This is a genomic window from Timonella sp. A28, assembly GCF_051200815.1.
Classification (GTDB): domain Bacteria; phylum Actinomycetota; class Actinomycetes; order Actinomycetales; family Cellulomonadaceae; genus Timonella.
Window position 1 is genome coordinate 1,927,343 of record NZ_CP195159.1, and the last position, 26,158, is coordinate 1,953,500.

The window sequence follows — 26,158 nt, forward strand, 5'->3', positions numbered from 1 at the left end:
CAATTTTTGGTTCTAGTTTCACGAATTTGGGTGAGGAATCCAGTTCGATTTTGGATTCCTCGCTCAAATCGTGTAACTTTAAGTGTCGTTGCGGGTAACGGAAACGGAACCTGACAATTACGGGCCTATAGCTCAGGCGGTTAGAGCGCTTCGCTGATAACGAAGAGGTCAGAGGTTCAAGTCCTCTTAGGCCCACTACCGAACCCACCAAAGGGGAAAGTGGAATGAAGAAACTCATTGTAGTACTTCTCATGGCTGCTGCAGGTTACGCTGTCTGGCGTAAAGTTACTGGAGATGATGGCCAGCGCGATCTTTGGTCTGAGGTTACGGATCCGATCGACTGATCGGTACCCATTTGGGGCTATGGCGCAATTGGTAGCGCACCTGCTTTGCAAGCAGGGGGTTAGGGGTTCGAGTCCCCTTAGCTCCACAATTTAATGAAAAACCCTGTCGATACGGCAGGGTTTTTTGTTATATGACGAGATTTTTGGTCGATCCTGCCGAACCTGCCTGAGGGATACACATGAATATTGAGTGGCCTGGCGTTCTTGACCCTACGATGCTTCATACAAGCTACGTATCTGCAGTCGATGCCCTTGCTGATGCGGCAAAAGGGGGACGTTGGGATGATGTCTTGCGGCTTCTTGACTCAGCGGACAATCTATCCCCTAATCAGTGGCGGATAGGTGGGCGTTCATGGTTTACACCGTTACATCAGGCTGCATGGTTGGGTGCGCCACTTCAAGTTGTTGAAGACCTTGTAGCGCGTGGAGCGTGGCGTTCACTGAGGAACGCAGATGGTGATCGTCCGATTGATATTGCGCGTAAGCAGGGGCACAATCATGTGGTTGAAGCGCTGAGCGTGCGCGAAAGTGGAGGTCAAGCGCAACGAAAATTCGCGGCATGGGATCAACGTTTGGCTGAGTTGATTGCCGAACGCACGCAAGGGTTTGAACCAGTAAAGACCAGACCGGTACCTACTGAAATTATCGCTTTAGAGCAGATCGAGAACTTGTGGTTCGGATACCCGGGAATGTACGGCGGATTCAACATGTCGATGTATAAGGATCGCTTATTCGTTGAAAGTTGGTGCCGTGTAGTGAGCGGCTCAGGCCAAGCACATGTCATTACTGAGGGTGGGTGTGTACTCGTCGAGGAAGGGTTTGTTTAAGCCTTTAAGTGCGGCAACTCGGCTTAAAAGAAATCATCATGAGTGTGCGCATGATGTGCACTTAAACTTCGCATGAGCACACACTAGTTTCCTTTTTCTTTCTGTAGGCTTACAAGCCACGGAAGGACGAAATGGACACGCAAACTCAGCAGTCGGCCGCATATACGGCGCTTACACTGTTATTCAGTGGGCTTACACTGTTTGTATTTCACGTTGCATCTTTGATCTTCATATTTGAGGGATTGTTTTTATATGCGGCGTATCTTTTTCCCCTGGTGATCTGGCTTCTTCCTGCTTCACCATTATTTGTTGCACTTTTTGCATTTGCGTTAATGCGAATACGAGCTCCACTTCCACTTCGTTACGCAGGGTTGCTGCTGCTTGTTGTGTTGTATGTCAGTGGGATACTGGCAGTCTTATTTGTCGGGTGGGTTACCGGAGACCACCATTATTCAAACCCACTCGCATTCGATCAAGACCGATGGTTCTTTGATTATGGACCATATGGTATTTCTGCGGGCTTGATGTGGGTGATGTGCATGCTGCGATCATGGAGGCATGTGCGGCTAACTCGCCGATCACAAACTGAGATTGAGGCCTAGGTTTTACGCCTCGTGAATGCATTATGACTGGTGAAAAGAATGTATAAAGTTTTTAGCATTGTTCTTATCGTTGTGCTTGTTGCTGCGTGCGGGATTTTGGGCTTGATTGCTACTTCTGACTACTTTGATGCCTCTGCTCGAGCGAAGATTGATTTGGTGGAACTCGCAGAAGACAGCAGGCGTGATTGGGTTTACCTCGACGCGGTTGATGTGACTGATGATGTGTGTCCCGATTTAGGGTGTGTGCAAGCAGTTAAGAGCCCATATGTATCTGTGCTTAAGTTCCCCACCGCTTTGAAAGCATTAGATTACGAAAGAGGATGTGACTGTCACGCGATTAGTCCCATAGTTGTGCACTTTGATGGCAAGCAAGTCACCGGAGAAGAACGACGAGACATAATCTATACGTTGTCTAGTATCAATGCTGAAGACGATTATTGGATCGTATATTGAGGCATAGAAGACGGCTTTAATCTTCAATTGACATAATCTGGCATGCTCCATGAAACTTCGGTTTCATGGAGCTTTGCTTTTCTAAGCCCTGTTTTCCACTCGTTTCCATTTGGTAAAAATTCCGATATGCGAGATCTGTCATTGCAGATTTTTCTTACCCACACCCGCCGCCCCGCACGCGAACTGGGAGTAAAGCGGTCACAAAATCAGGTGGCATATCGCTGAAATATGGCGGAATTTTCTACGTGACGGTGTGTCAAAAAGTATGAAAAAGACGTGAGCGCAGCATTCAACATAAAAGTGTTGTTGTTCATGTCACACACATACCGCTTTCTATTTTCAGCATATTAGGTAAGGCTTACCTTAATTAAAGCAGAGCCGGTTTCTCCGTGCCCACCCAAAACTTGGAGGCAACTCCCCTTGGCACCTCACGCAACAGAAATAAACGCTCCAACGAACCTTCCCCGCATCGGTTCGTACACGCTCAACCACATCCAGACATACCCAAACCGCACCGCATGGACAGTTGATGCCAACCGTGCAGTTCTCCTCATCCACGACATGCAGCAATACTTTGTGCAGGCATTTGATCGCACCGACCCACAAGCACACATCAACACGGCCATAACGCACACCCAAAACCTGTTACAGCAAGCACGGAACCACAGAGTTCCTGTCGTGTACACGGCACAAAAACCACACCAAAAACCACACGAACGCGGTCTACTCACCGACTTTTGGGGAACAGGGCTTACCGCTGACGGCAGCGACAACATCATCCCCGAACTAACACCACACACTGAAGATGTTCTCCTCACCAAATGGCGGTACTCGGCCTTCAGCCGAACAGACCTCCTCGAACACATGCGTGCACACGGCCGTGACCAACTCATCATCACAGGCATTTACGCACACATAGGCTGCCTCACCACGGCACTCGTCGCCTTCATGGAAGACATCCAAGCATTTATCGTCCCTGAAGCAACAGCCGACTTTAGCGCCGACGAACACCACCACGCACTGAAATATGCGGCAACCCGTTGCGCCAACGTAAAACCTGCTAACCAACTAGTAGACGAACTACACTCCAGCGCACGCACACCAGCACACCAAGGCGCACTATGACCAGCGCGCACACAACAGACAACCCAAGCACCGTCATCGTTACCGGAGCCCACGGTGCAATCGGTGCAGCGTTAGTACAGCGTCTCAGCGTTGACGGATACGAAGTCCTCGCCCTCGACAAAACCACGCACGCCAATAGCACCTGCCGCAGCGCAGTGTTCGACGTGACATCAGCAGACGCACACACTGAAATCGAAGCAAACCTTTACGGGATGCCACCCGTGCGGGCGCTGATCAACGCGGCAGGGATCCTGCGTGTAGGAACACTGACAACAACAACCGACGACGACTGGAACGAACAGTTCCTAGCCAACGCATTCGGAGTATTTAACGTCACCCGCGCAGTAACAAACATCATGATCGAACAACAAAAAAACGATCCCACAAACACGCGCTCAATCGTGACCGTCAGCTCCAACGCAAGTTCAGTGCCACGCGCGCACATGGCCGTCTATGCGGCATCAAAAGCCGCCGCAACAGCCTTCACAAAATCGGCTGGACTCGAACTCGCAGAACACGGCATACGAGCTAACGTCATCTCACCAGGGACAACACGCTCCCCCATGCTTGACCAGTTTGAAAACAGCAACATTCATCAACAAGCGATTACCGGCAACCTCACACACCACAAAATCGGGATTCCGCTGAAACGAATCGCTGAACCACAAGACGTAGCAGCAACAGCATCATTCCTCATCTCACCTCAAGCCCGACACCTCACCCTGCAAGACATACGCGTTGACGGAGGTGCATCACTATGACAATCGAACACACCTCACCAGAAACGCACACGCAAGCCGATTTTACATTCGCTGTGGGAACCACCAAACTGGCCTGTCACGGCGCACGACACGTCATCAACGGAACACACGATTCACTGATCGACGACATCACACAAGCCTTCAACATCGAAAAAAATGAAGGCAACCCCTACCCCATTGTTGTAGGAGTCATCCCCTTTGACCCAACCCAACAAGCACACCTCTTTGTGCCAGAAAAAATTCAATGGGACTCACAAGACAACACACCCGCAGCACCCGAACACACCCGCACAGCTCAACTCGTTGACGCATCTGCCGACGACTACGTCCGCGCAGTCAACAACGCACTAGCGCGCATAAAATCCGGTGCACTCGAAAAAGTAGTGCTCTCCCGAACCGTAGACGTCATAACGGAAGACACATTCGATGTCGCCGCAATCTGGTCACGACTACGACGCTCATACCCCGAAGGATTCAGCTTCTCCGTACGAACCAAACAAGGCCACCTCATCGGTTCATCACCCGAACTTGTTGCAGGAAGCAAAGAAAACATGCTGCATGTTTTCCCACTCGCAGGATCAGCGCAACGAGGAACAACCCCAGCAGAAGACGACGCCATCGTCGCTAACCTGTTGGCCTCACACAAAGACAGAAAAGAACATGCCATTGTTGTCGATGAGGTTGTAGAAAACCTGGCACGTGTCGCCGACGACGTAACAGTCCCGCACACACCCACCGTATGCTCCACCCCGCACCTGTGGCATTTAGGCACAAGCATCCGTGCAAGCCTACGACCCGGAGTGTCCTCCCTTGAAGCCGCACTGGCATTGCATCCAACTGCCGCAGTATGCGGCCGGCCCTCCCACATTGCCGCTTCTGTTATCTCTGAACTCGAACCCCACGATCGCGGTAACTATGCCGGACTCATCGGATGGATGGATGCGCACGGACACGGAACGTGGGCGCTGACCCTGCGCTGTGCAGAAGTAACCGGACACACGGCTCGTCTCTTCGCCGGAGCAGGCATCGTCACAGATTCAGACCCGCAAAAAGAACTACAAGAAACCACAACAAAACTTCGCACCATGATGGACGCGCTAGGGGTGGTCGTATGACGGCTGTTGTGCCCTACCCAGCAGAATTTATTCGCACATACCTCGACCTAGGACTGTGGAAAAGCCAGCGCATTGAGCAACTCCTCGACACAACAGCCTCTCTGCATCCGCACCGCACCGCAGTCATAGACGAAGAAACAACACTCACATACGCGCAGCTCGTCAACAACATAACTACAATGCAAGACACATTGCATAAAGCCGGAGTTCAAGCAGGCGATTTTGTTGTTCTGCACCTACCCAACAGCGCGCGCTACATTGCCACGGTATATGCGCTCTTTCGCATGCACGCCCGCCCCATCTTTGCGTTACCTGCCCACCGTCAAACAGACATTAATAACCTTGTGCGCGGCAGCAACGCACAATGGGTGCTTACCGACGAAGCACTCACACCAACAGGGCACCCCCACCAGCCATACATACCCGGTGGAGCAGAAGAAGTCGCCTTTTTGCAGCTGTCTGGCGGCACCACGGGGATACCAAAACTGATCCCCAAAACACATCGCGACTACGTGTATTCCTTTATGCGCAGCGCAGAGATTTGCCGCGTCACCCACACCACAGTTTTTCTTGCAGTGCTCCCACTGGCCCACAACTTCACGATGAGTTCGCCAGGGTTCTTCGCTGTTTTAAGTAGTGGCGGCACCGTAGTGACAACGCAAGATGCCACACCAACAACAGTATGTGAATTGATAGAACGCACTAAAGTCACGATGATCGCTGCTGTTCCACCGCTCATACAACTATGGATGAACGCACCGAAAAAACCGGACGCATTAGCAAGCCTTGACGTCATTCTTGTTGGCGGTGCAAGACTTGCACGCAGCACGGCAGAACACATTCCAGAATTCTTTGGATGCGCGTTACAGCAGGTGTATGGCATGGCGGAAGGTCTCGTGTGCTACACGCGCAGAGACGACAGCTGGGAAACAACCGTCGGTACTCAAGGCCGACCCATGTCAGAGCACGACGAAATCCGAATCGTCGACCACACCGAAACTGAAGTGGCACACAACCAGCCAGGTCATCTCCTCGTGCGAGGGCCATACACAATTCGAGGGTATTACAACGCCCCCGACATTAACCGTGAGTCCTTCACCGTAGACGGTTTTTATCGCACAGGGGACATCGTCCGCTGTGATGCGCAGGGAAACATCACGGTTGTTGGACGAATTAAAGACCACATAAACAGGGGTGGAGAAAAAGTTGTTCCTTCAGAAATTGAAGGGCTACTCCTCACCCACCCTGCAGTGCATGACGCATGCGTTCTTGGCCGTGAAGACGACATTTTAGGTGAGCGTGTAGAAGGCTACGTTGTCGCTAAAAAGAATCAAGCAGCACACCTCAATTCGGTGCTTTTACGACGACACCTACGGCAATGCGAAATCGCTGACTTTAAAATCCCAGACATTTTTCACATCGTCGATCAACTACCGAGCACCGGCGTCGGAAAAATTGATCGAAAAAACGTACCCGCACACATATCCGCAAAAAACACATTCTTTGAAGGGTAACAACATGACATTCCACGACGAAACCGTTGATGTACTCGGCATTGGTTTTGGCCCATCAAATATGGCTTTAGCGATAGCCCTTGAAGAATATAATTCGCGGGCACATGACGAAGATAAAATAAACGCTATTTTCTTTGAAAAGCAAGAAAGCTCTGCTTGGCATCCACACATGCTTTTTGAAGATGCCAGCATGCAAGTGGCTTTCGCGAAAGACCTTGTCACATTCCGCAACCCACAAAGCAAATATAGTTTTTTGTCTTTTCTGGTGGCACACGACCGCATCGTTGATTTCTTTAACCGTGGATCAATGCTTCCACTACGAACCGAGTTTTCGCACTACCTTCAGTGGGCGGCACAACAACTCAACCACTTTGTTTCATACGCAAGCACAGTAACAAAAATAGAACCAACATACAGTGCACACAGCACAGTAAACGGTTACCAAGTGACAGTGCAAAATCAAGGAAAAACGCGTATTTATTATGCACAGCACGTGGTTTTAGCTGCGGGAGTGCAACCCGTCTACCCAACGCAGGTGCAGCCAACAGAGCATGTATGGCACACAGCAGACTTCCTGAAAAACATTAAAGAAATTTCGGCTCCTGCAACCCAAGAATTTGCGGTAGTCGGTGGTGGACAGAGTGCAGCAGAAGCAGTGATCTACCTACACAATGCATACCCAGAAGCGCGCATTCATTGCATCCATTCCGCATACGGATATATCGCCAGTGACATGACCCCTTATGCAAATAAAATATTTGACCCAGAAGCAGTCAATGATTTCTTTTATGCACCCGAAGAAAAACGTTTAGCTCTCCTCGATAAACACATTTCAACAAACTATTCATGCGTAAACGCAGACACAATTGAACAAATTTTTGAAATGGAATATGTGGATCGTTGTGTTGGACGTACCCGCCTCATCTGGCATAAAGCATCTAGCGTCCGAGAAATACGTGAAGAAAACGGTCGCGTACACGTGGACGTACTGAACCACCTCACCGACCAAGAAAACACGATAACCGTAGATGTTGCTGTGTGCGGCACAGGATACAAAGCCTTTGACGCAAGTGCACTTCTTGGCGATCACTCCTGGCTTGTGCAACGAGATCGAGACGGAAAACCGCACATTAACAGAGACTATTCCGCAGTGCTCACCGTTTCAGGAGACGCAAAACTCTTCTTGATCGGGCAAACACATCATACCCACGGCATGTCCTCAACCCTGCTATCCAATATTGCTGTGCGGGCCGGAGAAATCGTCGACTCGCTACTGGCGCACCGCACCGCACACCAACAGGCACAAGACATCTTAGAAGTAGCCCAATGAGTGTGTACGCATTAGAGGCACACGACCTCAGAGCCTCTTACACAGGCCCTACAAACGAAGTACTCAAAGGCATAAACGAGCATATTGAGACGGGCACGTTTACGGTCATACTTGGCCCAAACGGTTCAGGAAAATCAACGTTCCTGATGACTCTAGCCAAAATATTGGCTCCGACAGCCGGTGAAATCCATATTGCAGGTCAAAAAGCAGCAGACCTCAAAGGCAATGATTTCGCTAAGCTTCTCGCGCTTATGCCCCAACAAGCACACGCTCCCGAGGGTATTCGTGTTTGGGATTTAGTAAGTCACGGACGGCACCCACACCGCTCATTTTGGCAGCCGCTAGGAAAAGACGACCTGACAGCCGTCGATCAAGCCTTAGCTGCAACAGGCTGCACAGACCTAGCAAACAGGCGGGTTTTAGAACTATCCGGCGGGCAACGGCAGCGCGTGTGGATTGCTATGGCTTTAGCACAACAAGCGCCTCTTATTTTGCTCGACGAACCAATCGCACACCTCGATTTGTCGCATGCGCTAGACGTACTCGACATTGCGGTTGACCTTGTACAACACGGACAAACAGTGGTCGCTGTGCTGCATGACATCAACCTTGCCGCACGTTACGCAGACAAACTCATCGTTGTGCATGATGGGTGCGTCGTTGCCTCAGGCCCGCCAGCACAGGTGATCACCGAGAACCTCATCCGAGACGTTTTTGGCGTAGAAGCCCGGGTATTTCCTGACCCTGAAACCGGCACCCCCTACATTGCACCTCGCGCGCATCACGGACGAGTAGATCGGACTTCGCTATGACAAACCCCGCATCGTTGAGACCAATTAACGCAGACGACGTGCTGCGCGACATCGCTCAAACGGCCCGCATGGAACCACAAGACGTGGATGTGTCGTACACGTTTTTTGATCTCGGTATTGATTCCGTGCGTTTGATGGGCCTCGTCGAAAAGTGGCGTTCCGAAGGCGCCCAATGCGACTTTTCTGCACTGCTAAAAAACCCGACGATACGCGAAACTATCACGCTCGTATCCGAATAAATCCCTCACCCATAGAACTCATAAAAGGAACAGACATGTCTGCACAGTCACGTACACAACACCTTACTTATGCCCTCATTAGCTCAGCCCTCGCAGTAACAGTGTTAGCAGGATGCACCGGAAGTGCAGGAGCTAAAGGAACAGCGCACGCAGAACCAGAGCCTGCTGCCGTCTGCGAAAACAACATCATTTCTGAAGACGACACCACAAGAACCGTTAAAACGGCTTTCGGTAATGTCACTATTCCAAAAAACCCAGAAAAAGTTATTGGCCTTGAGGGTGGTACCGGGCCGGTATTGGAAGCAGACCTGACACCCGTCGCGACGGCAGACAACTATGAAGAGTCATACTTACCTAGCGAATATGCCGTTGTGCAAGACCTGCCTGTTGTGTTGAGTCCAGACGGCTGGGATTTCGAAAAAATCGCTTCACTACAACCTGACCTTATGGTTGGTTTTATTCGTGGTGGCACTGAAGAAAAACTCAGCGAAGAAAAAACTCGAGAGTGGGAACGACTCAACTCGATCGCACCCACCCTACTTTTCCGCTCCAACGGATCTGGAAGCACGAAAGACGTAAGCTGCGCTATTGAAGTGGCATTAGGAACAGAAAGTAAAGCCGTCGCATCCAAAACGGCCTACGAGAAAAAAGCCCAAGAAATCAAAGAAAAATACGCTGACGTACTCTCCACCCACACCTTCGTCGCACTGGACGCATACGAAGACGTATCCGTGTTTTCACCACTGTCCTGGATAGGAGACATCCTGGCAGATGCGGGAGTCAACACCCTCCCAATTGCACAAAACGAAACAAAAGAAAACGCTGCTTTCTTGTCCTTCGAAGAACTCACACAAGTAAACGACGCAGACGTCGTGTTGTACTCCAAAACCGTTGACGGCCAACTCGATTTAGGTGCGCAAGACCTCCAAAACCAGCCCACCTACAACGAACTTGCCGCAGTCAAAAAGGGCAACGCCTACGGCATCACATACTTCTTCGCTGACCGATACTCCACCGGCCTCATCGCCTTGGAAAGCCTAGAAGACGTCCTTGAAGACCTCACCCTCAAAGCAGCGAAGAGTCAACCATGACAGCCCTGCACACGCCGCTTATCAACGAAACAGTGGCACTGACAGAAGCGCAACGTGGAGTGCTATCCGCTCAACTCATTTCGCCTGATTCGCCGCTCTTCACTGTGGGGGAAGCCGTACACCTCATCCCCAATGAGGGTCACACAATTGACGACGAACGACTACAGAGCGCAATCCACGACGCACTCACCGCAACGGCAGGGCTGTGGCTAGACGTTTCACAACACGAAACCGAGAAAAAACCGACACTGCGTCAACCACAAACCACCCAATTCGTTGACGTTCGCGATATCACGGACCCTGAACCGTGGCTCACGGAACACATGCAGTTCACGTACGACCTCAACACGTGGCCACTGCACACGCACACCATACTGCGGCTGCCTAACGGCACAAGGATCTGGGTGTTTCGCGCCCATCATGTCCTTGTTGACGGGTATGCCATAAGTCAAATAATTGCCCACGCATTAACTCTCTACGCCGGCGAGAAACCACACGAATATGTGCATCCATCGCAGGTCACCGACGAAGAAAACACGTACCGAAACAGCCCTGCCTTCCGCAAAGACAAAGCATATTGGGCCGAATTAGGGAAAGAATTTTCGGCTGCACGACTACTGCCAGGAATCACCGAAACAAGCCCCGCCGCGGTTCGCATCCACACAGCGAGTTCGTTCTCTCTTAACAGTGTGTTGAGTCGATGCAACGAGCTCAACACAACATGGGTGGAACTTACCCTAGCTGCCTTAGCCGTGCATATGAGTCGTCAACAAGGAACTACTCAGGCTGTCGTAGGCATTCCTTTGATGAACCGTTTTGGCTCAGCAGCAGCCCAAAGCCCCACCATGTTCACCAACGTGCTGCCACTCGTCATCGATGTACAACTACACCACACCGTTCGTGAACTCGTCGAGAACGTATCAACACGGTTGACACAGTTACGTCGTCACGGACGATACCGCAGCGAAGAACTGCAACGAGATTTAGGGCTGGTCGCAACCGACCGGCTCCTGACCGCCACAGAAGCAAACTTCAAACTATTCGAATACATTCCTGAAATTCCAGATGCCACAGTGCGCATCGACAACCTTGCCGAAGGCCCACTAGACGATCTAAGCCTTTCCCTAACACGCACCCCACAAGGACACATAGCAGTCACGGCTTCTGGCCCGCAAGGAACACACAAAGAAGAACTTAACGGGCACACACAAGCCCTGCTAGAAACCCTCAAACATGTAGCGACTGCACCCGCCCACACTGCACTTACCGAACTACCCGTTGCCCTCACACCAATAGAGCACGCAGAGACACACACATGGTGTGACCCGGCCGCACACTTCGCAACAACCGCAACAGCCACGCCACACAACATTGCACTGGTAACCGCAGACACGACGCTGACGTACAAAGAACTCAATTACCGTGTGGCACAACAAGCCGGACGCTACCAAGCAGCCGGAATAACACAGCACACATTCGTCGGAATAGACCTAGAACGCAGCCCCGAATATGTTATTGCGTTACTGGCTGTGCAACGCATCGGGGCCGTACCTGTAGCGTTACATTCGAGCTGGCCGACAACACGCAAACACCAACTTATGGAACGCCTGGGCAGCACCATACTGCTGTCCAAACTGAACGTTCCAGAACATGCTGAACTTGTTTTTGAGCCCACACCAGCACACCCGTTAGACCTCGCTTATGTCATTCACACTTCAGGATCAACAGGGTTACCCAAAGCCGTAGGAGCAACACGGCAAGGGCTAGGACATCTGGTGGCCTACCACCACACACACGGTCTCTTTGCCGAAACCGACCGCACATTACGTGTCGGTCAGTCGCTGCCACTTGCTTTTGATGGAAGTTGGGACACCCTACAAGGAGTGCTTCTTGGCCACGAAGTACACCTCATTGACCTTGACATTGCACGAGACCCAGCCGCATTTATTGAACTGCTCGAACACCGACGTATCGACGTCATCGACACCATGCCATCATTCGTTGCTGCCGCACTCAATGAAGGGCTCTTTGATCGCGAACACTACCCCACCCGCATTAGCGTTGGTGGGGAAGCCTGCTCAACAACCCTGTGGCAGCAATTACGCGCCAACCCGACACTACGAATCTTCAACCTGTACGGGCCCACAGAATTTACTGTTGACGCACTCGGAGCACGCGGAACCGACAGCGACGAAGCTGTTATCGGACATCCACTCTCAGATACCACCGCACTGATCCTCGACTCGTGGCTGCACCCCACCCCACCAGGCGTGCACGGCGAACTTTACCTAAGCGGCATACAAGAAGCCCGCGGGTATCTTCGACAATCTGCACTCACAGCTGAACGTTTTGTAGCTAACCCATACGGCACACCAGGAAGCCGTATGTACCGCACCGGAGACGTCGTCTCATTAACCGCAGATGGGTTAGTGCGCTACCACGGGCGAAAAGACAGCCAAGTAAAAATACGCGGATATCGGATTGAACCAGCAGAAGTAGAAACAGCCTTAACTGCTCTGCCTAACATCAGTAACGCAGTTGTGAGAGTTCACGAACAGCGACTCATCGCATACGTGGTTTCAGCACAAGGGAAAACCGTAGATGTAACGCAGGTGCGTACACAACTGGCCTACACGCTCCCTGACCATCTTGTGCCGGCAGCCGTACACCTCATAGATTCACTGCCACTAACCGCAAACGGAAAAGTAGACACAAAGGCGCTACCACTGCCAGAAAAAACCGTTGCACCAGCAGGACGGCCGGCACAAACACCACAAGAACACGCAGTGCTGTCCGCAATGGAAGAGGTCCTCAACCTCACGCTCTCTGGAGTGGACGCAGACTTCTTCTCGCTCGGCGGAGACAGCATCACCGCAATACAAACAGTCGCTGCACTACGCAGAAATAGTTGGGCAAGTACCGTGCGCTCCATTTTTGAAGACCGCACAGTAGCGAACATTGCAGCCAACTGCACACCTGCACAAACCGTCACACCACAACCGACAAGCCCACTCATCGAGCTCAGCGGAAGCGAACTCCATGAACTCAACGACTTGATGAACAAGCGAACCAGACGTAGGAGCGCCCTATGACAGCACAACACGTTATTTGGCCAACAACTCCACTACAAAAAGGCCTCTTAGCGCTCACAGCGCTGGATGAAGAAAAGGGTATGTCGTCGTCTGCGTATGTAGGGCAAACTCTCTTACGAATTGATGGCGCGCTTGATCTCGACACATTACGTAACGCTTTGACCGCAGTTATGTCGCGGTTGCCTAACCTGCGTGTGCGTTTCGTTATGGGCATTGACTTAGAACCCGTTCAGGTTGTGAATGACGATCATGAAACGCATCTTCGCGTTGTGCACACCTCAGTAAAGGAAGCCGCCGAGACAGAACGCATTACACCGTTCTACCTTGATGAAGGCCAACTGGTACGGTGGACCGCTGTTGTAGAAAAAGGGCAGCCCACATGGCTCATTATTACCGCACACCATGCAGTACTAGATGGCTGGTCTATGCCGTTGCTAGCCTCCCTCGTTGCGGCTACGTACCGCGGTGACATCCCATACGTTCCCGTCTATGACACATATTTAGCGTGGCTGGCACATGAGTCAACGGATGATGCTGAAGAATTTTGGGCCACACGATTACAAGCCTACGACTTCACCGGAACAGCACCATGGCTGACCCCCACTGCACGTTCAGGAACAGAAACTTTAACCACACACGTCCCAGCGGTGCAGGCAGCAGATATTACGCCAGCAACAGTTGCCCGAGCATTATGGGGCATCACATTAGATCGTTTGGCAGGCAGCGCTCCAGAGCGTGGCAGCCAAACTTTTGCCACCACAATTTCTGGCCGCACAGCGCACGTCCCACAGGTGGAGAACATGGTGGGGCTCTGCGCGGACAGCGTCCTCACCGTGGTTGATACTGAACCAGCACAGACTTTAGCTGAGGCTGTTCAGGCACATCATCGATGGTGGATTGATTCGTTAACGCATCAACATATTGGGTTACGCGGAATATATCGCGCATTAGGACGAGAAGAATTAGCCACCTCACTGTTCTCTTTTGAACACGAACAGGCAGCCACCTCATGGGATGTCGGTGACGGAACATTCACTCTGACCGGTGTTCACGACAGTAGCCACTTCCCTCTTGCTATATCAGTGACAGCAGGAAAAACATGGCAGATAACCCTCGACTATGACACCAGTACGGTAGAAGACCACACCGCCCACACCGTATTAGACACATACGTTGATCTCCTGAACACGTATGTGCGTAATCCAGAAACATCAATAGCGGACAGTGCAGAACATCAGTGGTCTGCTGCCACAGTCAGCAATACTGACATTGCGAAAACGCATTTGGCACCGCAACTGCTTGCACACGCATGGCATGACGCAGTAAAAAACTATGCTGACCGAACTGCTCTTGTCGTCGATGACATCCGGTGGACATTCACCCAAGTACACGACGAGATTGAACGGGCCTGCGCACACTTACAAGCACTCGACGGGCACCTTGAAAAACACGGTGGCGGTAGCGAACGGATCGCGCTGCAACTGCCACGAAACCACCACATGGTTGTGAACATATTGGCGGCCCTTGTGCGTGGAGACGCAGTCATACCGTTAGACCCGCAGCTTTCCGACGAACGTTTAACTACGCTGTTGCAGGCGTCTGGCGCGACGATACTGATCAACGAAACTGGAATTCATCGTATTGCGGCTCCCGTTGCGCAGGTTGTCTCTGAACGGCAAAGTGTTGCCTCGATCGTGTTCACGTCCGGTTCCACTGGAACACCAAAACCTGTTGCAGTAAGCCACGATGCGTTAGCGCACTTGCTGCATCGTCAAGCACAAGAGCTATATCCGCCACGGCAGCCGCTGCGGGTAGCGCACACGGCGTCCTTCCATTTTGACGCGCATTGGGATGCATTTTTGAGTATCTTGTGCGGGCATGAACTTCACGTGTTGAGTGAAGAAATTTACCTTGATGCGTACGAATGTGCCGCCTATGTTGGGCGGGAACGCATCGACTACGTCGATTTCACACCTACCGTGTGGAGCGCATTATTAGCGGGTGGAGAACTCGGCTACAGCACACCATTACCGCGCATTTGCGTTGTTGGCGGCGAAGCTTTTCCACCTAGTTTATGGACGACATTAGGAGACCTTGCTGCCCGCAGCGGGTCGCGAGTGTTGAACTTGTATGGCCCAACAGAAACAACCGTTGACGCGTTGGCGGCAGAGGTGTCCCGCTACGATTCCCCTGTTGTTGGTACTCCTTTGGGCAGTATGACTGCTCTAGTTTTGGACGACTTGTTGCGTCCCGTCCCTGTGGGGACGTGGGGAGAGTTGTATCTTGCAGGGCCGCAAGTTGCTTTAGGGTATGTGAACCAAAGCGCGCAGACTGCGCATCGTTTTGTGGCGCGAGTTGACGGCAGCGCCGGCGAAAGAATGTATCGCACGGGTGATCTTGCCCGTATTGATCCGGTGCATGGGGCTGTTGTTTTAGGTGGACGTACGGACGAACAAATTTCGCTTCACGGGTTCCGGATTGAGCCAGGCGAAATTGAGCAGGTCATAGCGCAGCATCCTGACGTGCAAGAGGTTGTTGTTTTCGCGCAGCAGCATGAACGTTTAGGTAAAAAACTGGTGGCATACGTTGTTGCCAGCGCAGAGAACACTGAGGACGAACTCACACACTATTGCACACGTAAACTTGCTCGTCATTTAGTGCCTAGTGCTTTTGTTTGTGTATCCGCACTGCCGTTAACCCGTAATGGAAAACTAGATAAGCGTGCCCTTCCTGCACCTACGTGGGGTGGCTCCCGGAACGTGGTTGAGCAGGATGCGGATATCCCTCATTGGGATGTGGTGTGTGCTAGTGTCGCGCACGTTTTAAAAACCGTTGATGCCGTGTTGTCGCCGAATGATAATTTCTTTGCTTTGGGTGGGGACAGTATCTCTGCGATTCGGGTGAGTAGTGTGCTGCGTCGTCAGCAGTTACATATTCGTGCCCAGCAGATCCTCCACTTGAAAGTGCTTGGTGATATAGCTCGCGCTGTCACGGGGGTTTCTGTGTCGCACGATCAGGTAAGTAGCAGCCCACATTTGACGGCTACGCAGCATGAAAAATTATCACGACATGTGCGTGAAATGTGTGGCAGCGAACTCGCTCACGTGCAGTGGCTGACTCCAACGCAGCAGGGCATTTTTGTGGAGTCAGCGCAGGCTGGTTCTGATCGCGACCCGTACAAAACGACGGTTACGTTCGCGCTCACATCCGCGGCGCACATCACTGAAGACGCCATACGAGAGGCGCTTTGCGCGTGGCTTTACCGCCACCCCAACCTTGCGATTGGCGTGTGGCAGCATGACCTGCCTGAACCGATCGCATTTGTGCCGGAACATCGGACCATACCGGTTGTTGTGGGCCACGGCGATGTGCCGCAAGCCGAAGCATACGAGTTGAATCGTCGGCAGTCGTTTGAGTCCGCGCAACTGTTAGGCGCCACGTGGCTTCCCCACTCTGGGCACCTAGTTGTGTCCATGCATCATATTGTGAGTGATGGTTGGTCTCTTCCTATTCTTGCCGAAGAATTAGCGGAAGATTTGTCTCTGCTTGTTGATGGGAAACCAGTTCAAACAGATCTGAAAACCCCGGGTTTTGAAGCGCACCTCGAATATATTGCCCAGTTAAAAACTCGACGTGCAGAGCTTATTCAGGTGTGGGAAAAAGAGTTAGAACATTATCAGCCGGTGTTGTTAGCCGGTGAGCGTACAACCGTGCACACGTACGCTGGAACTGCTCGTTACAGTCATGAACAATTGCAGGTTGATGGCTTCACAATGGCCGAAGCAGTGCAGGCAGCTTGGGCTTACACGTGGGCGGTGGCAGTCGGCGTAGATGACGTTGTTATTGGTGTGGTGTCGTCGGGACGAACCGCTGAAGTAGAGGGGGCAGCGGACGCGGTTGGGCTGTTCATGACGACGAAACCTGTTCGTGTGAACGTTAAAGAAGACAACCTGCGTGCACAGGTGCGCCTATCAACTGAACGTACCGAGCACGCGCAACATTTAGGGTTAGGTGCGGCAACGGCTGTTGTCGGTGAAGAACTACTCGATTCACTCGTTGTTATTGAGAACTATCCGGGATTGTTATCCACAGGTGCTCGTGTACATGTGGATGTTGTTGCAGGTCACGACAACTCAGGTTTTGCCGTATGCCTCACCGTGTTTCCCACCGCCACACCAGGCGAAGTGCGATACGAGATTGAATCGACAACAACAGCCGTACACGAACCACAACTCGAAAACCTCGCTGACCTGTTTGAGCGCACACTTAACTACACGGCACACTCAGCGCAATGGAACGCCTCCACTCTTGCGGTGCGAACCAAAACAGCGCACACCAACAGCGCATCGCGTACGACCACGCAGCCGCACACGTCAGCTGATAAAACAACACACGAAACAGCTGAAACCATAGCCCACACAATGGCGCACATCCTCGGCACAACCAGCCACGGCATACACGACGACTTCTTCAGCCACGGCGGAGACTCCATCAGCGCAATGACACTGATAGGTGCTCTACGGAAACACTCACTAGTAACCACAATCAGCGTTATTTTCTCTGCCCGCACACCAGCCCGCATCGCCGAACAGACCACGCACAACACCCCTACAGTCAGTGCCGCACACATAGGGGCACTGCCCTTAACCCCAGCATTAGCGTGGTTCGCTGAACACACAAAGAACCTGCCAGCAGAAAACATGCGAGGTTTCGCCCAACTCCGTGCCATCTCCATCCCACACACGGACGGCATAACTGCTGCACTGTCACACCTCGTCGAAAGGCATCCTGCCTTACGTCTGCGCATGCACGAAAACCATGCAGAAGTACTCGCTCACGCACCGAACACCATCGTCCACGAAGAACACCACCACACCACCGTCGAAGGACTCGCGCAACAGCTGGTAGACAACCTAAACCACACCCAAGGAGTGGTACTGCAAGCAGGAACACTCACCGCATCACCGCACCACAGCGAACACATTCTTGTAATAGCGATACACCACATCGCAGTTGACGCGGTTTCTTGGCACATCATCATCGACGAACTACGCGCCCTACTCAACGGAGAAACACTGCCCCCACTCGCCGCCTCACTACACGACTGGGCTACGGCACTCCACGAAAAAGCCGCAACACTAGCGCCATGGCCACATGACGACGACACCACACCGTCCCTTACAGACAAGCCATTAGGGACCATACAAGACAGCCGCGAAGTCGTCGTCACCCTCAGCAAAGAACACACGCAACTGTTCACCGCACAACTACAACAAGGCATCCGAGCAGATCACCTACTCGCTGCCGCCAGCGTGCACGCCGCAGATAAACCACTCATCGTCGAACTAGAAGGCCACGGCAGAAACGCCACACACACCATAGACAGTTCCACGTTGGTGGGCTGGTTTACCGCAACCTGGCCCATACATGTTCCACGTGGAACATTGCCAGACATCATGCACGCACTACAGGCAGCAGAAACCCGAAACACAGACTACGGCCTACTGCGATACCTGACACACCACACCACCCCGCACCCACAATCACACATACTCATCAACTACCTCGGGCACGAAACAACACACACGAACGGCCCATGGGAACAAGTCATCGACCCTGCAGAACTAGAATCACGGCTCGGTATTCACAACACACTGCCCGTCTCGCACCCCATAGAACTCAACGCCTACATCCTTGACGGACACCTCACCGCACGCTTCCAAATAGCACAGCCAATACGCGACCAAGCACACCTACTCACCACACAATGGGAACACGCACTATGCGCCATCCTGACCGACACGAACACCGTTGAAGCAGTATGGCCACTCACCCCAGTGCAACGCGGAATCTGGTTCCACTCACACACAGAAGACACCGACAGCTACGGATCATCAGTCGTTCTCGACCTACACGGCCCACTAGACGCTACACGACTACATAACGCAGTAGACGCTGTCGTTGCCCGCCACCCACAACTCCGCATGACCATCGCCACCGACAACAACGGCCAACCCTACGCACTCGCCCGCCACGATACTCGCGCCCAATGGACACACACCCACAACCCCCACAGCAACCGAACACACCTACTCACCGAACACGAAAAACACCCATTCAACCTCAGCGAAACACTCCTACGAGCCCACCTCGAACAACTCACCCCAGAACACCATCATCTGGCGCTCGCCAGCCATCACATCCTTTTAGACGGCTGGTCCATACCGTTGCTTGTTGAAGAAATTTTTGCCGCCTACACACATAACGAACACCCCGACACGGTTGAACACAACACCGACTACGCGCAGGCAATGCGGTGGTTCGCTGACCGGCCCACCCACACACAGCAGTGGGAACAAACGCTCCATAACGCCACACCCACTCTGCTGAACCTAGACGGCCCAGCAACACATTCCGCAGCGCAACCCACACACATACGTTCCGCGCACACGGCAACAACAGCATGGAACCTCGTGTTAGCGGCACTAACTAACCGCACCGACGTCATCACTGGAACAGTCGTATCCGGGCGGCCAGCCGAACTAGAAGGCAGCGAACAACTGCTGGGCATGTTCATTAACACTCTTCCAGCACGCACAACGTTCACTGACACCACAACAACCGAACAACTACTCACTCGCGACGACACCGCATTGCGGCTCGAATCGAGCCACGTGGCCTTAGCGGATCTGCACCGCATCGCGCAGGTTCCCACACTGTTTGACACACTCGTCGTCGTCGAAAATTATCCGCACGATCCTGCACACCAACCCGGCGCACAGGCTGGAATACGTATCGCAGATATTGACGGTCACGACACAACGCACTACCCGCTATCACTGACTGTCGAACTAGCAGGCACACAGGCCGGAGAGTTGCGCCTTGATTATTCACACGCATTAAACGCAGAAGACGCACGCACGCTCCTACACGCGGTGGAACACGCGGCGCATCGCTTACATGATGACGAGCGGGTTGCCGTAATCGTTGCTGAACTGACTGAACTACTAGCACCCACAGCGCATGCAGTACGCCCTGTCATAGATGCGTCAACACACCATGAGCCCCCATCGGCTGAGCTAACCCGAGACGTGGCTGTTATTCAGCAGGCATATGCCAGCACATTGGGGATGCCAGACGTGTCCGCAGATGATGACTTTTTTGCATTGGGTGGCGATTCCATCAGCGCCATAAAAGTTGTGTCCGAACTGCGCAAAAATGGGCTTGTCGTACACGCAAAAACACTGTTTACCGCGCCCACTCCGCAACAACTAGCCCAGCATGCAAAGCCCGTGCAACACCATGTGACGACATTTCCCACAGCACAGGTTTCCCTGCTTAACGACGATTCACTTGCCGTCATTGAAGACCTTATGAGGAGCCACCAATGATCGAAGACATCCTCCCTTTAGCGCCCCTACAAGAAGGGCTGCTCTTCCACGCAGTGGAGGACACCAGCGCGTTAGACGTGTACACGATGCAGTCAACATATCGGTTCCCTCAAGGCGCCGACGAGCACGCACTTTTTGCTGCGTGCGAATCGTTGCTGACCCGGCACAGTATTTTGCGGGCCGGTTTTTCTCACGAAAAGTTTGCTGCACCAGTGCAGTTCATTCCACGTGCGGTTAATGTTCCGTGGCGCACTGAACGGATTGAGCACGCCGGACGTGAACTTGACGCGATACAACGTGAAGAACGCCAAAAACGGTTTGACCTAGATCGTCCGCCGTTGATCCGTTTCGTTTTTGTGCGCGCTGAAGACGAGTCAGCGTACCTGATTGTTACGAACCACCACATTTTGATTGATGGGTGGTCCGATGCGCTTCTTGTTGTGGAACTTTTACGGCATTACTGCGCTGGTGGGCGCGACGATACGTTGCCGCAACCAGCACAGTTCCGTGACTATCTTGCCTGGTTGAAAAACCATGACGAGAGCGCGGCACAAACCCTGTGGAAACAAGAATTTGCTGGTCTTTCCACTGGGACACTCGTCGCCGCGCACACTCCCGAACGCCACGACACGGTTCTTCCTGACGTCATCGAACGCGATCTCACACAAACACTGTCACAGGGTGTGCTGGTGTGGGCGCGAGAACAAGGACTGACCGTTAACGCCGTCTACGAGACGGCGTGGGCTTTAGCGTTGCGTGCCCTCACCGGACACAGCGACGTCGTTTTTGGTACCACAGTTTCCGGTCGTCCCGCCGAGTTAGAAGGTGTTGAAGACATCATTGGGTTGTTCCTCAACACTGTTCCCAGACGAGTCACTGTAAACCCGACAGCGAGCCCGGCAGCGCAGGTCCGTCAGGTGCAAGAACAGCATGCTGCGCTCATGGACTATCACCACGTCGGGTTGGGGCGCATCCAACAGTGGGTGAACGTTGGAACCCTCTTTGACACGTTATACGTCATGCGTAACACCCCAGAAGACGATGACGCTTTCGAACGGCTAAGCGCCCAAGCAGGGCTCGCCGACATTGATGGCGGGGACGCGACGCACTACCCGCTCACGTTCGTAGTGCATCCGGGAGACCCGTACCGACTCATCTTGAGTTACCAGAGCGCACACTTTTCTTCAGGCCAAGCACGCAACATTCTCGACCTTGTTGAACGCGTCCTTGACGGTTTAATTCAACAGGCATCAGTGGGCGCGATTGAACCGTATAGTGCCGGGCAGACACGCCAGTATGTGACTGCGGGACGCGGAGAACAACAAGACATCCCGCAGTCTTCACTGATCGAATTATTTGAAGCAACATGCCACAACCATGCTGACCGAATCGCTCTTGTTACTGGCCAGCACGAGTGGACGTTCAACGAGCTGTGGCAGCGCATCACCCGTATCACGGACGCGTTGCGCGCCCATAACGTGCAGCGCGGTGACATTGTTGCTTTGGCGGTTCCACGACGAAACGACTATGTGGCGGCGCTCTTCGCTGTACTTGCTGCCGGAGCCGCATACGTTCCACTAGACCCGCAACAACCCACCGCCCGACACCAAGAAATCCTTGACGCAACAGGCACACGAGTCATCGTCACCCATCACGACTTTGTGGGAGTAACCGAACTGACTGAGGGGCGGGTAAGCGTGCCCGTTGACCCTCCACACCCACACCACACGCCACAACATGTCCACACGCCATATAGTCCGCACGACTTGGCGTACATCATGTTTACTTCAGGTTCTACCGGCCGCCCCAAAGGCGTAGAAATTGAACACGGCGGGTTGCTGAACATGCTGCACAATCATCGTCGTCGCATATTTGCAGACACCATAGCCCGCCATGATGGGGGCACCGTCCGCGTGGCACACACAGTATCTTTCGCTTTTGACATGTCATGGGAAGAACTGTTTTGGCTGCTCGACGGACACGAAATCCACGTCCTTAACGAAGACGTGCGGCGCGACCCACACGCCATGACCGCATACGTACACACCTCACGCATTGACGTCATTAACGTGACACCGTCCGTATGTAGTGCACTCATCGCCCACGGGCTACTCGACGAACACGCATACCGGCCAAGCCTCGTCTTACTGGGCGGCGAAGCAGTCACAGACGACGTGTGGACTGCCCTACGAGACACCCCGCACGTGACAGGCTACAACCTGTACGGACCCACCGAATACACCATTAACACCCTCGGTTACGGAACCACAGAAAGCCGCACACCAACGGTAGGGATCCCCATCGAAAACACTGACGTGTACGTGCTCGACGACACCGCGCAGCCAGTTGCAGACGGAATTCCCGGAGAGCTGTACGTTACCGGGGTTGGTCTTGCCCGCGGCTATCACAAACAGCCCGCACTAACAGCAGAACGATTCGTCGCTGATCCTTTCGGTCAGCCAGGCGCCCGCATGTACCGCACCGGTGACGTGGTTCGTCGTCGAGCAGATGGCTGCCTCGACTTTGTGGGACGCGTCGACGATCAAATAAAAATACGCGGATACCGGGTAGAACTAGGCGAAGTGCAAGCCGCACTCATCCAGGCACCACAGGTCAGCCAAGCCGCCGTCATTGCACACAAAAGCGCAAGCCAACCAACAACCCTGATCGGTTATGTGGTGCTCGCCAACGGGTATGCGGAAAACCAGAACGTGTACGACGACATTCGCACACACATGCGCGCCCGCGTCCCCGAATATGTGGTGCCCTCCATCATCATGCCAATCGCACACATCCCATTAACCTCAAACACAAAACTTGATGTTGCGGCACTCCCCCAACCAGTATTTTCACGACGAGAAGGCCACCCGCCACGCACAGAAAACGAACGCGACCTATGCCGTATCTTCGCCGAAGTATTAGGCCTCGAACACGTGTTCATGGAAGACGACTTTTATGCGTTAGGTGGCCACTCACTCCTCGCCATGCGGGCAGTATCCCTGATCCGTACCCGATTCGAATCCACCATTTCAGTTGCCGCACTGGCAGCAGCACCAACCCCGAAGCTTTTGCTGCAACGCCTAGAAGCACCAGAAACAGACGGTTTTGAGCCGCTACTCACCTTGAACGCTGAAGGGGAAGGAACCCCACACGTGTTCATACACCCGGCAGGCGGACTAGGGTGGTCATTCGCCGGCTTAGCAGCCCGACTCAGCACACACAGCCCCGCATACGCTGTGCAAGCCTTATCGTTATCGACCCGCACAAACCTTCCCGACACACTCAACGCCTACGTAGAGCATGTTGTAGGCCAACTCCAGAACATAGTAAAAGACGCAGTCCACCTCGTCGGATGGTCATTCGGGGCACACATCGCCCACCTCGTAGCAAGTGAACTAGAAGCACGCGGAATCACCGTGTCATCGCTCAGCATGCTTGACGCACTTCCCATCAACACCACACACGACCCACGCGACGACAACAGCGATAGCGACAACAACGGTGACACCAACACCGAAAACGAACTGACCCAAGAAGCATTACGCTTCCTGCTTTCCACCTCAGGCAGAAACACCCCAGAGTGGATCACCAGCCCCTACAACGAAGCAGACACCCTAGATTTCCTCATGGAAGGAACCAGCGTGTGGTCGACATTCGACCGCGACCGCCTAGAACGCATCGTCTTCACATACATGTACTGCGTCCGACTACTCACCGGACCACAACCCATCACATACCGTGCAGTGCACGCGCCAACATACGTGTTCACCGCATGGCGCAACACCCACAACGACGCAGCTCACCAATTAACCGCTCAATTAACAGCATGGTCAACATACGCTGCAGGCCCTATCGAACAGCACATCGTTGACGTCGACCACCACGGCATGACCTCCCCCGCCGCAACATCACACATAGCGGACGTCCTCCAATCCGCAGTCATACAGAAAGGCGCAACACATGAACCCGTTTGATAACGAGGCTGGAAGTTTTCTTGTACTCAAAAACAACGAAGAACAACACAGCTTGTGGCCCGATTTTCGTGCCGTCCCACAAGGCTGGGACATAGTATTCGGTCCAGCGACACGCGATGCTGCGCTCGCATATGTTGAGCAGAACTGGACTGATTTAACTCCATTGTCTGCACGAACATGATGGCATCACCGGGTTCATCAAAAATGTCACGGTGGGCGTTAGATGTGTCGCCGCTGCGGGAAAACAGGAGCTTTCGGCTGCTGTTTGTGGGCCGCTTAGTGTCGCTTGCCGGTTTAGGCATGCTCGCAGTCGTGTTTTCGTGGCAGATCTACCAGCTCACAGACTCGTCCGTGCATGTCGCTTTAGTGCTCACCACGCTCGGAATAGCATCATTTGTAGGTAGTTTGTGCGGTGGCGTGTTAGCTGATCGTGGTGATAGGCGCCGACTGATTGTGCTGTCACGAAGCGCGGCAGTGCTCGGTTTTGTGGTGTTGGCGGTAAACGCTAGCGCTCCCGAACCTTCCTTGACAGTGCTGTACGTTGTGGCAGCGTGGGACGGTTTAGCGGGAGGGTTCAGTGCAACAGCTCTAGCCGCGGCCGTCCCTTCCGTTGTTGCGACGAAAGACCTGCCAGCGGTGGGCACATTGATGGCAATCAGCCTTGACGTTGGCGCAGTTATTTCACCGCTAGTGGCTGGCGTGCTGATTGGATGGGGCGGGTTCCCACTCACCTACTGGGTCATTGTGGGTGTGAGCGCACTGAGCCTAGTGTTCCTCTTCCAACTGCCGCCGATCATCGCGCAGCGTGACACACACAGTAATGAACGCCATGCAGTGCACGGTTTTATACAGGACTTACGTGAAGGATTTTCCTTTGCGACGCGCGACAAAATCGTTGGCGGAGTGCTGCTGTTAGGGTTCATCCAAATTGTGTGCGCCTCACCATACGTGCTGATCCCAGAGTTTGTGAGCCGTGATTTAGGTGGGAGCGCCTTCGCATTAAGTTGTGTGTATGCTGCCCCAGCAGCAGGGGCCCTCATCGCCACGGCATGCAGCGGCTGGTTAGGGCGCGTACAACGCATTGGGCGACTGCAATTCATTGTGTTTACGATCGCATGCCTGTGCGTGGCTGCCTTTGGATTAGCACCAACAGTGGCATTTGCTGTGGTTGCGATGGCTCTCGTAGGTGCCATGGATGTGCTGGCTGAAGTTGCCCGATTCACCGTACTGTCAGAGCGCACACCCGACCATTTACGTGGTCGTGTTGCAAGCATGTGGACGGCACAAGGCACTATCGGGGAAAGCCTCGGCGGGCCAGCCTTATCACTCCTCGCTAAACCACTTGGTGCTGCGGGTGCCATCGTTGCTGGTGGCGTGCTCGGCGCAATACTCACTTTGGTGGTGTGTTTTACCCACGCACCCTTACGGACATTAACTCGTAACGTCGAATCTGACGTACACGAAGAAAAAGTTGAAGCACTATAAAAG

Annotated in this window: 16 protein-coding genes and 2 tRNA genes; all 18 read left to right on the forward strand. The window is 53.1% G+C overall.

The genetic code is table 11. The features are described from left to right. Positions 1 to 121 precede the first annotated feature (121 nt). The 18 genes from ACR9EC_RS09115 to entS all read left to right on the forward strand — a co-directional run bounded on the left by ACR9EC_RS09115 (position 122) and on the right by entS (position 26,155). A tRNA-Ile gene (locus ACR9EC_RS09115) sits at positions 122 to 195 on the forward strand. Between the two features lie 29 nt (positions 196 to 224). Further along, a complete protein-coding gene (locus ACR9EC_RS09120; protein ID WP_435298917.1) occupies positions 225 to 344 on the forward strand; it encodes a DLW-39 family protein in 120 nt (39 codons plus the stop codon). 13 nt (positions 345 to 357) lie between these two features. After that, positions 358 to 430, forward strand: a tRNA-Ala gene (locus ACR9EC_RS09125). Positions 431 to 523: 93 nt separating this feature from the next. Continuing rightward, positions 524 to 1,171, forward strand: coding sequence for a hypothetical protein (locus ACR9EC_RS09130; RefSeq protein ID WP_435298918.1), 648 nt, complete (start codon positions 524 to 526; stop codon positions 1,169 to 1,171). 641 nt (positions 1,172 to 1,812) lie between these two features. After that, the gene (locus ACR9EC_RS09135; RefSeq protein ID WP_435298919.1) at positions 1,813 to 2,226 is read left to right on the forward strand and encodes a hypothetical protein; all 414 of its coding nucleotides are present in this window, start codon (positions 1,813 to 1,815) and stop codon (positions 2,224 to 2,226) included. 420 nt (positions 2,227 to 2,646) lie between these two features. After that, positions 2,647 to 3,351 (forward strand): isochorismatase family protein, encoded by a 705-nt coding sequence (locus ACR9EC_RS09140; protein ID WP_435298920.1) that lies wholly within the window; start codon positions 2,647 to 2,649, stop codon positions 3,349 to 3,351. Beyond that, a complete protein-coding gene (locus tag ACR9EC_RS09145; protein WP_435298921.1) occupies positions 3,348 to 4,112 on the forward strand; it encodes an SDR family NAD(P)-dependent oxidoreductase in 765 nt (254 codons plus the stop codon). The genes ACR9EC_RS09140 and ACR9EC_RS09145 overlap by 4 nt, the downstream gene beginning before the upstream one ends. Then, the gene (locus ACR9EC_RS09150) at positions 4,109 to 5,227 is read left to right on the forward strand and encodes an isochorismate synthase (protein ID WP_435298922.1); all 1,119 of its coding nucleotides are present in this window, start codon (positions 4,109 to 4,111) and stop codon (positions 5,225 to 5,227) included. The genes ACR9EC_RS09145 and ACR9EC_RS09150 overlap by 4 nt, the downstream gene beginning before the upstream one ends. Continuing rightward, positions 5,224 to 6,741, forward strand: a complete 1,518-nt coding sequence (locus tag ACR9EC_RS09155; protein ID WP_435298923.1) for a (2,3-dihydroxybenzoyl)adenylate synthase — start codon at positions 5,224 to 5,226, stop codon at positions 6,739 to 6,741. The genes ACR9EC_RS09150 and ACR9EC_RS09155 overlap by 4 nt, the downstream gene beginning before the upstream one ends. A gap of 4 nt (positions 6,742 to 6,745) precedes the next feature. Further along, the gene (locus tag ACR9EC_RS09160) at positions 6,746 to 8,071 is read left to right on the forward strand and encodes a lysine N(6)-hydroxylase/L-ornithine N(5)-oxygenase family protein (RefSeq protein WP_435298924.1); all 1,326 of its coding nucleotides are present in this window, start codon (positions 6,746 to 6,748) and stop codon (positions 8,069 to 8,071) included. Then, the gene (locus ACR9EC_RS09165; RefSeq protein ID WP_435298925.1) at positions 8,068 to 8,883 is read left to right on the forward strand and encodes an ABC transporter ATP-binding protein; all 816 of its coding nucleotides are present in this window, start codon (positions 8,068 to 8,070) and stop codon (positions 8,881 to 8,883) included. The genes ACR9EC_RS09160 and ACR9EC_RS09165 overlap by 4 nt, the downstream gene beginning before the upstream one ends. After that, positions 8,880 to 9,122, forward strand: a complete 243-nt coding sequence (locus ACR9EC_RS09170) for a phosphopantetheine-binding protein (protein ID WP_435298926.1) — start codon at positions 8,880 to 8,882, stop codon at positions 9,120 to 9,122. The genes ACR9EC_RS09165 and ACR9EC_RS09170 overlap by 4 nt, the downstream gene beginning before the upstream one ends. A 35-nt stretch (positions 9,123 to 9,157) precedes the next feature. After that, positions 9,158 to 10,213, forward strand: a complete 1,056-nt coding sequence (locus tag ACR9EC_RS09175) for an ABC transporter substrate-binding protein (protein WP_435298927.1) — start codon at positions 9,158 to 9,160, stop codon at positions 10,211 to 10,213. Beyond that, the gene (locus ACR9EC_RS09180) at positions 10,210 to 13,305 is read left to right on the forward strand and encodes an AMP-binding protein (RefSeq protein ID WP_435298928.1); all 3,096 of its coding nucleotides are present in this window, start codon (positions 10,210 to 10,212) and stop codon (positions 13,303 to 13,305) included. The genes ACR9EC_RS09175 and ACR9EC_RS09180 overlap by 4 nt, the downstream gene beginning before the upstream one ends. Beyond that, positions 13,302 to 20,696 carry a condensation domain-containing protein gene (locus tag ACR9EC_RS09185; protein ID WP_435298929.1) on the forward strand — a complete coding sequence of 2,465 codons (7,395 nt, stop codon included), beginning with the start codon at positions 13,302 to 13,304 and terminating at the stop codon, positions 20,694 to 20,696. The genes ACR9EC_RS09180 and ACR9EC_RS09185 overlap by 4 nt, the downstream gene beginning before the upstream one ends. Then, a complete protein-coding gene (locus ACR9EC_RS09190) occupies positions 20,693 to 24,670 on the forward strand; it encodes an amino acid adenylation domain-containing protein (protein ID WP_435298930.1) in 3,978 nt (1,325 codons plus the stop codon). The genes ACR9EC_RS09185 and ACR9EC_RS09190 overlap by 4 nt, the downstream gene beginning before the upstream one ends. Next, complete coding sequence (locus ACR9EC_RS09195; RefSeq protein ID WP_435298931.1) at positions 24,657 to 24,851, forward strand: MbtH family protein; 195 nt, start codon at positions 24,657 to 24,659, stop codon at positions 24,849 to 24,851. The genes ACR9EC_RS09190 and ACR9EC_RS09195 overlap by 14 nt, the downstream gene beginning before the upstream one ends. Beyond that, positions 24,848 to 26,155 (forward strand): enterobactin transporter EntS, encoded by a 1,308-nt coding sequence (gene entS, locus ACR9EC_RS09200; RefSeq protein WP_435298932.1) that lies wholly within the window; start codon positions 24,848 to 24,850, stop codon positions 26,153 to 26,155. Before ACR9EC_RS09195 ends, entS begins: the two co-directional genes overlap by 4 nt. The last annotated feature ends 3 nt before the right edge of the window (positions 26,156 to 26,158 follow it).

What these genes read in the sequence shown, in the direction of transcription:
- ACR9EC_RS09160 (WP_435298924.1), top strand. Translation starts at nt 6,746, where the DNA reads ATGACATTCCACGACGAAACCGTTGATGTACTCGGCATTGGTTTTGGC.
- ACR9EC_RS09155 (WP_435298923.1), top strand. Translation starts at nt 5,224, where the DNA reads ATGACGGCTGTTGTGCCCTACCCAGCAGAATTTATTCGCACATACCTC.
- ACR9EC_RS09170 (WP_435298926.1), top strand. Translation starts at nt 8,880, where the DNA reads ATGACAAACCCCGCATCGTTGAGACCAATTAACGCAGACGACGTGCTG.
- ACR9EC_RS09185 (WP_435298929.1), top strand. Translation starts at nt 13,302, where the DNA reads ATGACAGCACAACACGTTATTTGGCCAACAACTCCACTACAAAAAGGC.
- ACR9EC_RS09195 (WP_435298931.1), top strand. Translation starts at nt 24,657, where the DNA reads ATGAACCCGTTTGATAACGAGGCTGGAAGTTTTCTTGTACTCAAAAAC.
- ACR9EC_RS09135 (WP_435298919.1), top strand. Translation starts at nt 1,813, where the DNA reads ATGTATAAAGTTTTTAGCATTGTTCTTATCGTTGTGCTTGTTGCTGCG.
- ACR9EC_RS09165 (WP_435298925.1), top strand. Translation starts at nt 8,068, where the DNA reads ATGAGTGTGTACGCATTAGAGGCACACGACCTCAGAGCCTCTTACACA.
- ACR9EC_RS09130 (WP_435298918.1), top strand. Translation starts at nt 524, where the DNA reads ATGAATATTGAGTGGCCTGGCGTTCTTGACCCTACGATGCTTCATACA.
- ACR9EC_RS09145 (WP_435298921.1), top strand. Translation starts at nt 3,348, where the DNA reads ATGACCAGCGCGCACACAACAGACAACCCAAGCACCGTCATCGTTACC.
- ACR9EC_RS09180 (WP_435298928.1), top strand. Translation starts at nt 10,210, where the DNA reads ATGACAGCCCTGCACACGCCGCTTATCAACGAAACAGTGGCACTGACA.
- ACR9EC_RS09150 (WP_435298922.1), top strand. Translation starts at nt 4,109, where the DNA reads ATGACAATCGAACACACCTCACCAGAAACGCACACGCAAGCCGATTTT.
- entS (WP_435298932.1), top strand. Translation starts at nt 24,848, where the DNA reads ATGATGGCATCACCGGGTTCATCAAAAATGTCACGGTGGGCGTTAGAT.
- ACR9EC_RS09120 (WP_435298917.1), top strand. Translation starts at nt 225, where the DNA reads ATGAAGAAACTCATTGTAGTACTTCTCATGGCTGCTGCAGGTTACGCT.
- ACR9EC_RS09175 (WP_435298927.1), top strand. Translation starts at nt 9,158, where the DNA reads ATGTCTGCACAGTCACGTACACAACACCTTACTTATGCCCTCATTAGC.
- ACR9EC_RS09190 (WP_435298930.1), top strand. Translation starts at nt 20,693, where the DNA reads ATGATCGAAGACATCCTCCCTTTAGCGCCCCTACAAGAAGGGCTGCTC.